General features: G+C 44.9%; 14 protein-coding genes. 4 read left to right on the top strand and 10 right to left on the bottom strand.

The features are described 5' to 3' along the window. Positions 1-146: 146 nt before the first annotated feature. Positions 147-1,682 carry a S41 family peptidase gene (locus tag K4H25_RS06165; RefSeq protein WP_221022469.1) on the bottom strand — a complete coding sequence of 512 codons (1,536 nt, stop codon included), beginning with the start codon at positions 1,680-1,682 and terminating at the stop codon, positions 147-149. A 364-nt stretch (positions 1,683-2,046) separates the two neighbouring features. On the opposite strand from K4H25_RS06165, the gene K4H25_RS06160 reads away from it, so the two are divergent. Continuing rightward, positions 2,047-2,775, top strand: a complete 729-nt coding sequence (locus tag K4H25_RS06160) for a YebC/PmpR family DNA-binding transcriptional regulator (protein ID WP_221022468.1) — start codon at positions 2,047-2,049, stop codon at positions 2,773-2,775. Positions 2,776-2,948: 173 nt separating this feature from the next. Here the strand turns inward: K4H25_RS06160 and K4H25_RS06155 are convergent, their stop codons facing one another. From K4H25_RS06155 to K4H25_RS06145, 3 genes are all read right to left on the bottom strand, one after another. Beyond that, entirely contained in the window at positions 2,949-3,794 is an 846-nt protein-coding gene (locus tag K4H25_RS06155; RefSeq protein ID WP_221022467.1) for a hypothetical protein, read from the bottom strand. 516 nt (positions 3,795-4,310) lie between these two features. Then, the gene (locus tag K4H25_RS06150; RefSeq protein ID WP_221022466.1) at positions 4,311-5,102 is read right to left on the bottom strand and encodes a C13 family peptidase; all 792 of its coding nucleotides are present in this window, start codon (positions 5,100-5,102) and stop codon (positions 4,311-4,313) included. 341 nt (positions 5,103-5,443) lie between these two features. Beyond that, on the bottom strand, positions 5,444-5,587 hold the full coding sequence (locus K4H25_RS06145) for a hypothetical protein (RefSeq protein ID WP_221022465.1): 144 nt from the start codon (positions 5,585-5,587) through the stop codon (positions 5,444-5,446). 154 nt (positions 5,588-5,741) lie between these two features. Between K4H25_RS06145 and rph the strand changes: the two genes are divergently transcribed. Beyond that, a complete protein-coding gene (gene rph, locus K4H25_RS06140) occupies positions 5,742-6,458 on the top strand; it encodes a ribonuclease PH (RefSeq protein ID WP_221022464.1) in 717 nt (238 codons plus the stop codon). A 52-nt stretch (positions 6,459-6,510) separates the two neighbouring features. Here the strand turns inward: rph and K4H25_RS06135 are convergent, their stop codons facing one another. After that, positions 6,511-7,734 carry an HD domain-containing phosphohydrolase gene (locus K4H25_RS06135; protein WP_221022463.1) on the bottom strand — a complete coding sequence of 408 codons (1,224 nt, stop codon included), beginning with the start codon at positions 7,732-7,734 and terminating at the stop codon, positions 6,511-6,513. A gap of 223 nt (positions 7,735-7,957) precedes the next feature. Between K4H25_RS06135 and K4H25_RS06130 the strand changes: the two genes are divergently transcribed. Next, complete coding sequence (locus tag K4H25_RS06130) at positions 7,958-8,404, top strand: YkgJ family cysteine cluster protein (RefSeq protein WP_221022462.1); 447 nt, start codon at positions 7,958-7,960, stop codon at positions 8,402-8,404. A gap of 34 nt (positions 8,405-8,438) precedes the next feature. Here the strand turns inward: K4H25_RS06130 and K4H25_RS06125 are convergent, their stop codons facing one another. The 5 genes from K4H25_RS06125 to cyaY all read right to left on the bottom strand — a co-directional run bounded on the left by K4H25_RS06125 (position 8,439) and on the right by cyaY (position 11,873). Continuing rightward, the gene (locus K4H25_RS06125) at positions 8,439-9,041 is read right to left on the bottom strand and encodes a hypothetical protein (RefSeq protein ID WP_221022461.1); all 603 of its coding nucleotides are present in this window, start codon (positions 9,039-9,041) and stop codon (positions 8,439-8,441) included. Between the two features lie 44 nt (positions 9,042-9,085). After that, entirely contained in the window at positions 9,086-9,493 is a 408-nt protein-coding gene (locus K4H25_RS06120; protein ID WP_221022460.1) for an FKBP-type peptidyl-prolyl cis-trans isomerase, read from the bottom strand. 178 nt (positions 9,494-9,671) lie between these two features. Next, a complete protein-coding gene (locus K4H25_RS06115) occupies positions 9,672-11,114 on the bottom strand; it encodes a beta-barrel assembly-enhancing protease (protein WP_221022459.1) in 1,443 nt (480 codons plus the stop codon). Positions 11,115-11,151: 37 nt separating this feature from the next. After that, complete coding sequence (locus tag K4H25_RS06110) at positions 11,152-11,565, bottom strand: YqaA family protein (protein WP_308443247.1); 414 nt, start codon at positions 11,563-11,565, stop codon at positions 11,152-11,154. Continuing rightward, positions 11,562-11,873 (bottom strand): iron donor protein CyaY, encoded by a 312-nt coding sequence (gene cyaY, locus K4H25_RS06105; RefSeq protein ID WP_221022458.1) that lies wholly within the window; start codon positions 11,871-11,873, stop codon positions 11,562-11,564. Before cyaY ends, K4H25_RS06110 begins: the two co-directional genes overlap by 4 nt. 93 nt (positions 11,874-11,966) lie before the next feature. On the opposite strand from cyaY, the gene lptM reads away from it, so the two are divergent. Beyond that, a complete protein-coding gene (gene lptM / locus K4H25_RS06100) occupies positions 11,967-12,140 on the top strand; it encodes an LPS translocon maturation chaperone LptM (protein ID WP_221022457.1) in 174 nt (57 codons plus the stop codon). Positions 12,141-12,172 lie beyond the last annotated feature (32 nt).

Genomic DNA, 12,172 nt, shown 5'->3' with positions numbered 1-12,172 from the left:
ACAAAAAACAAGCGACGTCAGTTTAAATCCCCCTAGGATCTGTTGACGTTGGGCTTACGCGGACTTTGGCCTGAGGCAAAGCAGAAAGCGCGCATAAAAAAAACGCCAAGACTTCACAGTCTTGGCGTTTTTTAGTATTGGCTAGCTTAACGAACAGTCCAATATTTATTGTTTTGCATTTCAGGCTTGATCACCAAGCCTTGCGAAGCACCCTGCCCGATTCGGGCCGTACCCGAATAAGCCATGGCTGCCGCGGGTTTACATAAATTTGGATTGGCTTGACGATAAATTGCGGCGGCAAGTAGACCTTCGCTGGTGTCGCCCAATGGTTTAGTAAAATCATCATTGGCGCTGCACTGCGGCGCAAAGCCATCGGTAAAATCACCCGTGCCTTTGTCATTTACGCCTTTAAATTCAATCGGGAAATAAGAAATACCGCAATTGGACTTAGCAATATAGCCATAAGGTTTTCCGCAGGTGGTATTGCCAATAATTTGGACATCAATATCAATACCGCGCAAGCCATTAATAATCGATTCACTCGCCGAGCAAGTATTGCCTGAAGCCAAAATATAAACCCGTTTTAGATTTAAAGTCGGTAAGAATTGGCTTTTACTAGTGGAATTATAAAACGGTATCACACCATTGGCGGTATCGACAGGGCGTTTATCATTGTATTGCAAATGCTCAAATACTTTATTTTGCGTTGCTCTTTCCCCTGCAATCATATAGGCCAATTCGCTGGCAATATATAAATAACCGCCGCCGTTATAGCGTAAATCCAAAATTAACTCGCTGACATTATTGTCTTTGAAATTTTGCACCGCATTAATTAAAGGCTGCTCTGCCGTTGAAATGTGGCTATTAAATATTAAATACCCGGTTTTTTTGCCGGCAACCTCAATGACTTTATTCATCGGCACCGGTGAAATCGTGATGTCAGTTGCAGCCAGCGTCGCCGTCTTAACGTTACCAGCGCGATCAAAAGTAAATTGATGCGCCGCGCTATTGCTTGGATATAACAAGGCATTCAAACCCGCAACGCTAAAATCGCCAGCTATGCCATCAACAGACTTTAAAATATCACCACGAACAATGCCTGCACGATCCGCTGGCGAATTGGGCTCAACATAAGCCACTCGAATCACCAACGGCGCTTTGTCACCGGTGGCATGCCATTGAATACCATATTCAAGCACCTTACCTGAGTCGACATAACCATTCCAAGCAAGCGTACTTGCAATAAAACTAAATTTGTCGACTTTAGCTCCTGAACTCGTCAGCAGCGGTGTTTTAAGAGCTTGAAAATAAGCGGATAAAGAGCCAAACACTTGGGATTCATTACTATATGCAGGTGCGGCAGCATCCACCGTTGGCATGTCTTTATACCAAAGGTAATTTTTGCTCATATTGTCTTTGAGCCAAGCTTTTTCATCATTCAAAGTGCCGCTAGTACTCAAAGGCGTATCGTCAAAACGGTAAGGATTATTCACTGAACATTTTTGCGCCACCACCGCCGTGCTTGGCGCAGGTGTGACTGCTGGCTTATTGCCCAAATCGGCTGATGGACCATCAAAAATCCCTGGGCCATCACCGCCACCACCACAAGCACTTAATAACGCCGTCAAACCCATTGCTGAACAACGCAACGCCCATTTTTGCCCCTGATTCATTCGCATCATATTCACTTTTAAATGTAATTTTGGAAGATGCTAGACATATAATTACAAAACATCAAGCTGACATGCAATGAAACAAATAAATAATAAAACGCTGATATATAAATTAAAACCCTAGTGCGTTAATTCAAAGGCAAATACCCACTTTGCGCGACTAAATGCCGACAACGGTTGGTAATTTCCAATACAGCATCGCTATATTCCGCGTCGTATAAAGACGACACTGCCACTTCCTCCAAGGCAATACAGCACCATAAACTCTGCGCCCAATCAAATGGCAAGCAATGACAGTCTGCGGATATTTTTTGCCATCGACGACCGTGCTAGAATATCGTCCTATCGACTCAATGAAAAATACAGGTGCAGCATGGCAGGTCATAGCAAGTGGGCAAATATTCAACACCGCAAGGGCCGTCAAGACGCCAAGCGCGGCCAAGTTTTCACCAAATTGATCAAAGAAATCACTGTGGCCGCCAAAATGGGCGGCGGCGATGTCTTGATGAATCCTCGTTTGCGTTTGGCGATTGATAAAGCCAAAGCGCAATCAATGCCAAAAGACAATATCGAAAACGCCGTCAAACGCGGCTCAGGTGCGCTCGACGGTGTGGACTATTTAGAGACACGCTACGAAGGCTACGGTTTGAATGGCGCGGCGGTGATGGTCGATTGTCTGACTGACAATAAAGTGCGCACCGTGGCTGACGTTCGTCATGCTTTTGCCAAATACGGCGGCAATATGGGTTCGGACGGCTGCGTATCGTTCCAATTTAAACATTGCGGTTATTTAATTTTCGCACCGGGTACGGATGAAGATGCGTTAATGGAAGCCGCGCTCGAAGCCGGTGCTGACGATGTAACGACCAATGATGACGGCTCAATCGAAGTGATCACCCCTCCTTACGATTTTGTTACCATCAAAGAAACCCTCGAAGCGGCTGGTTTTAAAGCCGAAATGGGCGAATCAACGATGAAGCCACAAGCTGAAACTGAGCTTGAAGGCGATGATGCGATCAAAATGCAAAAATTGATCGACGCACTCGAAAGCTTGGATGATGTGCAAGAGGTATATACAACAGCAGTGTTTGACGAAGAGTGATTTGAGTTTTGATTTTCAACTAAAAATACGCAGCATGTTAAAGCAAAAAAAACCGACCTATTTAGGGTCGGTTTTTTTTGCTTTATTATTTTGGTGCTGAGCTTGCATAAGCCAACTCATGGTCAACATTGGGCTTGGTACCTCTGTACTTGGCCCAAGGTAGCGAGGTTTAATCAATACCAGATACGAATGTAATTCTGTTGCTGATTTGGAAAAACCACAAATTCCTGAATCAATATACGAGCACCAGCAGTATCCGTCATTGAGTAAAACATTAAGCTGCGTTTACCTAAACCATCAGCAGTAAGCACATGACCACCATTTGCAAGCAATTGCATTTGGCTAGCGCTAATCACTTCTGGCGTGCTGCCACTTTGATTGCTATTTAATGTCACATTGCCTGAGGCATCAAATTGCATAACACTCAATGATGCTGAACACTGACTTGCGGTAAAATTTTTGGCTTGCAAAATTTGGTTTTTAAACTGGGCCAAGCTGTCTGAATACATCCTTCGTGCATCCGCATTCAGTAGAAAATATTGCTTACCCGGCGTGCATAGCGCAATAAAATCGCGTACCGCCGTTGCCTGAGTCGCCAAGCCGCCACCGATCAAACTTACCGATTTATCGTCTGGATAATCCACCGTGAATAATTTTTTTCCGTTGATTGCCTGCATCGCGCGCTCGATTTTGCTCGCGTCTTCCTGCCATGGTTGTCCGGCACTAAAGGCCAATTGGCCATCTGGCATTGCTGCGGCTTGGAAATTACGTCGAGTGCCATCAAGGTCAACGGCACCATCTGCAGTTGCAACAGATAACTGTGTGGTTCGACTGCCGGTTTCGGGCTGAGTAAGCATAAATTGGCTTGGACCAGTCCAAGCTTTTAATGGTGGCGCAGGGGTTGGCGTAGGATTAATCACCAAGTCGAGCCCTCCACCGCCACCACAAGCAGACAATAGCGCGACTAAGACCATACTGGCAGTGACACCTTGCCATTTAGAACAAGATAAGTTTTTCATCAATTTCAGCTTTATATTTAAAAAAAGTGATATGACTTACTGGAGATACCACCCAAGCAGGATGTTCAAACACCAGTAAGGCGTATAAAGCAGCCAAAACCGCCCTGAAAAACCAATCTTTTCTAAGGGGATACGGGCTTTAAAAGCCGCGCTAGCTGCCAATTAAACTCAACATCAAAGGCTAAATATGCCAATCAACAAGCCGAATTCTATCAAATGTGTACTTTTACACTTTCATACTTTTCACCAAATTTAATGCAACTATTTACTTCTATTTGTCATAACAATCGATGGCAAGCGCAAACTGTTACCTGAGTTCTAAGCGCCGATAGGTTTATGCGTAAGCGATATTCAGCTCAGGGGTTTGACAAAGAATTGCTCAATTTAAACCAAAAAAAACCACCTAAATTTGGGTGGTTTTTTGTATCAAGCGAAAATCTAGAATGGGTGAAGCGATATCATCCAATATCGGCAATGGGTATCGCTACACAACGCAGTTCAAACTATTTTATGGGTTTACTGTGAAGGCATGATTGACTCAGCATTAAAGCTCGCCAAATACTTTGCAAAATCAGGCCCCATCCAAAACTGTGGATTCGAATGGTCTACGTGCAGACCTCGCTCCCTGTCTTTCACATTTTTAACCGTATCTTGAAAAATCGAATACCAATCCACTGGAGCAGCAAAATCGCGACCATTGAGTAATTCATTACCAAAATAGGTATATTTTTGACCAAAATTACAGCCAAATGAAGAGTGCGTGGCATCTGCCGCTGTCATCACCATCGATTTACTGGTTTTTAAGGTGTCCATAAACACACCAGAATAGCAGGCCGAGATAAAGACGGCTTTCCACGGTGTCGCTGCTTCAAGTAAAGCAAGTTGCATCTGATAAGGAGAAAGCAAAACCAATGGCACGCCACTCTGCTTTAAGGCCACGCCATCTTGGCTACCATGCGATACGATGTAGACCACCAATAAATCTTCCTCGCCATTCATTTTTTGTGAAAATTTATCAATTGCCTTCTGCAATCGAAACGGCGTTACTTGCGATATTTGCTCGGCATCTTGTGTCGAATTACTCAGCAGCAAAGTCCGCGATTGCGCATTAAAAACCTTGCCCAACTGCTTGGCGGCCAACTTCATTTCATTGCTAAACACTGCAGGCTGATCAAACCCAGCGATCACCAATAAAAAGGCTTCTTTCTTACCTTCGACACCCGCTGGAATTTGCGTCAATTGCTGCTCAACCATCGCCTCCATTTGCAGATTCGATTGCGGCGGCACCGTGGTGCAAGCTGTAGCCATAAGGAGCGTGAAAAGTATCAGAAGTGATTTCAAGATGACGGCTCAATAAACAAAAATGCCATTATTTATTAAATTGTAAATATATGGCAAGCGAAACAATGAATTAGCGTTGATTAATATTGATATTTATTAGATATTAATTTACAAAATCTTAATTAAAAATTTCATTTTTACAACAAAAGCATTACAAACTACAGATAAAACTGCACAATATACAACTCTTAAGTCGCATTAGCCCTGTAGGGCAACTTAGTTTTATCAACCCGCGCTGATGATTATTTAATCCATTGAACATCTAGTGGCGGGTTACGCAGGCTAACCTGTCCTACACAACCACCCGATCAGCGAAACAAGAAATAATAAATCACATAAAACCAGCTCAAAAAGCCGTGAATAATCGCCCATAAAATGGAATGATTGGCGCTCCATGACAGCGCAACGGCGATGAGGGTGCCCAGACTAAATCCACCGACGACGTTTTTCATTTTGGCTCACTCCATTGATTGATGATCGTAAGCCATGATAGCCCAATCTAGTTCGCTGTCATACTGCGCCAAAATGCCCGCGATGCGTCAGCGCCCAGGCTACGCGCTGCGGTATACTGGTGCGCAATTTAATCTGTCATTAGGAAAAATCCCCATGCGCCCTTCACAACGCCAGCCCAATGAGCTGCGCACTGTCACTTTAACCCGCAATTACACCTGCCACGCTGAAGGCAGTGTATTGATTGAGTTTGGTAATACCAAAGTGCTGTGTACCGCCAGCGTTGAAGAAAAAGTACCGCCGTTTTTAAAAGGCAAAGGCGAAGGCTGGGTAACGGCGGAATACGGCATGTTGCCGCGCTCGACCGGTAGCCGGATGCGCCGTGAAGCCGCGAGTGGCAAGCAAAGTGGTCGAACTCAAGAAATCCAACGCCTGATCGGCCGTTCATTACGCGCTGTGGTCGACTTAAAAGCTTTGGGCGAGCGCCAAATTACGATTGATTGCGATGTAATTCAAGCCGATGGCGGCACACGCACGGCGAGTATTACCGGTGCATTTGTCGCGCTAACTGATGCGATCAATGGCTTAATAGCCGAGGGTAAACTGGCCTCAAGCCCGATCCGTGAATCGGTAGCAGCAATTTCAGTGGGGATCGTCGGTACGACGCCAGTACTGGATTTGGATTACATCGAAGATTCGGGCTGCGAGACCGACATGAATGTGGTGATGACGGCAGCAGGCCAGTTTATCGAAATCCAAGGCACAGCCGAAGGTGAGGCATTTAGTCGTGCAGAAATGAATGCATTACTGGATTTGGCTGAACTGGGCATCCAGCAATTAATCGAAAAACAAAACGCAGCGCTCGCAGTTTAAGTAGCAGCGCCAGCCTGTTGCAGGCCCTGCAACCGGCTGGCTCAGCATAAAATCATAACATTGAATATTGCGGTATTGTTGGCGCCGCATCGGCCAACACATCATCTTGAAAATTGAGCGCAATCTCGCTGAACTCATGGCTTAATTCAACTAAGGCCGCAACGCAATCGGCATCGAGTTGCCCTGCTTGTACCATCCGATTTAATTCATCACATGCTTTTTCCATTGACCATGCCACTTTATAAGGGCGCGGGCTAATTAAAGCGTCAAAAATATCCGCTACCGTGACAATACGCGCTTCAATTGGAATATCACTTGCAGTTAATTGCTGGGGATAGCCACTACCATCTAAAAATTCATGATGACATTGCACGATATTTAATAGTACTTGCGAATCAGATAGTTTCTGCAGACCAAAATCACCAATAATTTTTTGCACCACGGCAACGCCTTTTTGCACATGGCTTTGCATAATCAGCTTTTCTTCGCTAGTCAATTTTCCAGGCTTAAGTAAAACCTGATCAGGAATACCAATTTTGCCAATATCGTGCAGCGGTGCAAATATAAAAATATGCTCGATGGTTTCATCGCTTAATTGATGTTTTTCGGCAATTTTTTTGGCTATCATTCGCGAGAAACGCGCCATTCTTTCTAAATGTGCACCAGTTTCAAAATCACGTAGATTAGCAAAATCGCGCGCCATACGCGCCGATGCCAGTGTAATACGCACAATAGCCAGCTCATTTGAAATCAACATATTGATCAAATTACAATACAAGATTAAATCGCGCTGTACTGCCGTCGTAAATGCCGATGGCTGTAATGAATCAAAAAAGATAAACCCTAAAAAAACCCCTTCGTCATACATTGGTACGGTAAATGATGAACGATAACCCTGCTTTAATAGCCAATCAGAATGCGCGGTACCGGTACCAATTGTTTCGGATATTTCACTTAATGCCCGATATTCTGAATTTTTAGCGAGTAAATTTAATTCATAGCTGGTGGATAATTTACATTGATAATTATTAATGGCTTTGCCATTGCGGGTACTATTGATAAATGTTTTTAGTAGGTCTTCTTTTTCTTCATAAATAGCGCAGGCAATTCGATCGATATTGGGAATACGAACTAAAATTTGATCATGCAGCTGCACTAATTTTTGATTGAGCTTTTCGCTGTGCTCAAGCACTGGGTTATGATAATGATGATTGACTTGAGGCATGATGGCGCTGTGCTCCCAATGCTTAAGTGGTAAACCAACAAAACCTTCCAAAAAACTGACTCAGCAAGTTAAATAGAACTGTAGTCGAAAAAAAAACCTTTACCAATCAGCAAGCGATATTGCACTGCGCAATGGCGATTAGCGGCGTTTTTTTGCTTGCCTAATTTCGTGCAATTAGTAACTCAAGCACCCAACCTGAATACGCATGACAACAGTATAATCAGCAACACCACAGCCATTATGCGCTGGATGGTCATACCCTTATAAAGCCACCATGAATAGCCAAGACCAACAAATTAAAATACGGCAAGAAGACGGCCGAGTTTTTATCGATATGCCCGATAACAATACCCATGTTTGCGCCAGTTGCGGTGCGTGTTGCAATCATTTTCGGGTTTCGTTTTACGCCGGAGAAGTCGCAGGAAGTTTTACTGACAGTGAATTTGCCGTCCCCAGCGATAAAATCATTATGATCTCGCCAGTGTACGCAGCAATGAAAGGCACCAATCAGCAACAAGTAACGTGCATCAGCTTTAAAGGTGAGGTTGGAAAAAGCAGTCATTGCAGTATTTACAGCCAGCGCTCTAGTACTTGTCGTGAATTTTATGTGTATGACGAAGCCGGTCAACCTAATCCAGCCTGCCAAACCGCCAGAGCAGCGCATCAATTAATGCCATTACCTACGTTGCCAGTCGCACAAAAACAAACTGCCGAGGCTTAACTCGGCAGTTTTTTAGGCTTTTATGGATTGCTGTTTATTTCAGCAATTTACTTTGTAGGGCAGTAATTTCACTCGGTAATTGAATCGCTTCGCCTGCAGAAGCATGATTTTTCAATTGTCCATTCACAATTTGCCCTGCCGCTAGCTTGCGATTGGTGGTGTCAATCAGCAACCAAGTGGCTTGATCTGGCTTATCACTGAGTAAATACAATACTTTGTCTTCTTTGAGCACGGCACCGGCTAACGCCGCTTTAAACGCTGTCGCTTGTTCACCGAGCAAGGTATTTAACTGGGCATCAATCGGACTTACGGCGGTAAATAAGCCGATTTCATTGGGCGTTTTACCGGCTAATGCATTTAATCCGGTCCAATTCACATTCGACGGCATGGCTTGGCTAATTAAGCTACCGGCTTTATCTTTAATCGCGCCACTCACTTGGCTGGCATTGATACCAAATGGCGCCAATGCTTCACTGGCTTCACCCACGGTTTGGTCAATCACTGCATTGGCTTGATTTTTAATTTCTTGACCGACGATAGCGCCTACGGATGAAGCGGCTTGCTGCGCCAATTGCGCGCCTTGATCACAAGCACCTAAACCTAATACCAAAGCGACGGGAAGAACAAATTTGAACATAGCAACTCCAATGATTTCAAATGTCGACACGTCGCCGACACTGATTATTTAATTTCTAAAACTTCAACTTCAAAAATCAAGGTGGCATTGGCTGGAATCACGCCGGGAATGCCACGGCTACCGTAGGCCAATTGTGGCGGACAAACTAATTTAGCTTTGCCACCCATTTTGATTTTTTGTACGCCTTCAGTCCAGCAAGGAACGACACCACTTAAAGGAAACGTCGCTGGTTTGCCGCGTTTATACGAGCTATCAAATTCAGTGCCGTTTTCTAAAGTGCCTCGATAATGCACGCTCACGGTGTCACTGGCTTTAGGTGCTGGCCCAGTACCCACTTTTAAAGTGGTAATTTTAATCCCACTTGGGGTGGTTTCAACACTGGCTGGCGCCGTGGCCGCATTAACGCTTATAGCACTGCCAAGTAAGACCATCGCAGCGAGTAAATGTTTCATACTAAATCCTTTTTAATTGAAATTGAGCACATCAAGCAAAGCCCGATGCGCATCATAGCAGTTGTGTACCTTGGTACTCTTTTTATAGGCATTGCAGTAAATTCTCTTGCTCGATCAAAATCAACAAGCCCTGCGCTTGACGACGATGACCTTAAATCGCATGGTGACGACAAACCGATTATTTTTTCTTGCGTGCATCTTGCTGCTCTTGGCGCAATTGATTGAGCCTTGCTTCAATACCAGAGAGCAGGTAAAAATCATTGCCGGGCTGCTTTAGTGCCAATTCAAACTGTTCAAATGCCGCAGTATATTCTTGTAGCCTAACGTAGTATTCGCCTTGCGACTGATACTGCCGCATTAGATCACCTTGCTTGGCATACATCTTCGCCTGCCTTTGGTACAGCCAAGCATCTGAAGGATAAAATTCCAAAGCATCATTCAAACTCGATTTTGCTTCAGCAAATTGACCGCTGGCAATATAAGCATCAATCAAACCATAGAGTAATGCGCGGTTGGCCGGAAATGCCTGCACCGCATCACTCATGATTTGTACTGCTTGAGCATTTTTGCCTTGGCCCAATTTAATATTGCCGGCCAAAAAGGCCAACATTGGGTGATTTTTAGCTTTAGACAAACTGTCTTTGGCCGTTTGCAGTGACTGCCATGCCAAATCGTATTGCTGTAATAAATAATACGAATACGCCAAACCATAGTGCTGGGCAGTTTCATTGGCGTAACGTTTTTCTTGAATAATGCCTTGGTAATAAGGCACCCCATCACGCCCGCCCATTTGCATTGCCCGTGATTTTTCGCGAATGAATAAAAATTCGAGGCTATCGGGAACCGCTTTAAATTTAATTTCACCTAAGCGTGCTTGGGCATCAGAAATTCGCTTGAATGTAACGGGGTGAGTGCGCAAAAAATCAGGCGCATTGTTTTCATACAGCCGATTATGTTTTTGCAGCCGCTCAAAAAACACCACCATCGCACTCGGATCATAACCCGATTTTTTTAGGGTTTGCATGCCGATTCGATCGGCTTCTTGTTCAAACGAGTAGGTAAAATCAAGCTGTCTTTGCACGGCAACGCCCGTGCCCGCAGCAATTGCTGCCACAGCGGCATCGCCTCGTCCCGCTTGCGACGCCAATAAAGCCACTGCAATCGAGGCCAATGAAATCCACGGACTAGATTTTGTACCATCAATTAAACGCGCAATATGTCGCTGACTCACGTGGGCAATTTCATGCGCCAACACGCTGGCGACTTCAGACTCATGCTGTGCTTGCACCAATAAACCAGTATGTACGCCAACAAAACCACCGGGCATGGCAAACGCATTCACGCTGGCATCGAGTAAGGGGAAAAAAGTAAATTGGGGTTGGCTAATTTCTGCTGCGTCAGTCAAGCGGTAGCCGACTTGATTTAGATAGGCGACGATTTCAGGATCTTCGAGCATTGCACCGCTACGGCGAATTTGCCGCATCGCATTTTCACCGATTTCACGCTCTTGTTGCGTACTCAAACCTTGCTGCGAAATATCGCCAAAATCTGGCATCTCGCCGGCTTGAAGTGGTGTTATGCCGCAAGCAGCGATCAACAAAGCAATTATTTTTTGTTTCACTACGCCCTACTTCTTAATGACTGCCAGAGTCAACGATTTAAACTGAAAACCACTGCAGCATCAATGCATAAATGACTAAATAGCGCAGCACTTTACCCAAAATTAGGTAAAGCATGACTGGACGCCAAGGCCAACGCAACCAACCGGCAACACCACACAACACGTCGCCCATCAAGGGCACCCAAGACAATAACAAGCTGACTGGCCCTAAACGCTGTAAGCGCGGTAACCACTTCGCTTCGGGTGCTTTAGGCAAGCGGCGCCCCAAATACACCGTCAGCAAGCCACCCAGCACATTTCCCAACGAGGCTACTGCAACCGCTAGCCAACCTAAGTCGGGTCTAAAATGCAAAGCGGCCACTAATGCCGCCTCAGAATTACCCGGTAATATCGTTGCCGACAAAAAAGCCGTTGCAAATAATCCGGCCAACCATAAAGACAACTCAATCAAAAATGAAATGCCTCACCCGCATGCGCACTAATTGCAGCAGCAACATCACTGAATAATTCACCTTCACCACGCGTATTGCGCCATTGCCCATCGACTAAACGATAGTGATAGCCACCAGAGCGCGCTGCAAGCCAGATTTCTTGATTGGCCGCATGGCGATTAACGATGACCTTGCTGGCGTTTTCAAATTCAATTTCTAATACATTGCCAGTGCATAGCGTATCAACATCAAAATCCACTGCATCGAGAGCGATTTCAATTTGACGAAAAATGGCATCACTTACCGTTAAAAATTCTGATTCAGTCATTACTTATTCCTTCCACCATTCATGTCGCAGACAACCCTTGATTGCGGTTGAGCGTGCTAAAATAAGCATTCTACCACCGACAACCAAGCTACTATGCGCGCCCTCATTGCCTTTTTATTGACTGCTTTATTCCTCACCGCTTGTGGCTTTAAAGGTCCGCTTTATTTGCCTAAACCAACGGAAGCAACGTCAACCAGCAATAGCCAGACGTTGATTGCCAGCAGTCCAACGGCGTCGGCAGCCAGTGCAACTGCGCTGCAAAAATAATCGCTCCTTATTTAAAACATCGTGCATATTGA

This window comes from Deefgea piscis (assembly GCF_019665785.1).
GTDB lineage: Bacteria > Pseudomonadota > Gammaproteobacteria > Burkholderiales > Chitinibacteraceae > Deefgea.
This window is presented reverse-complemented; position numbering and strand designations above follow the sequence as displayed.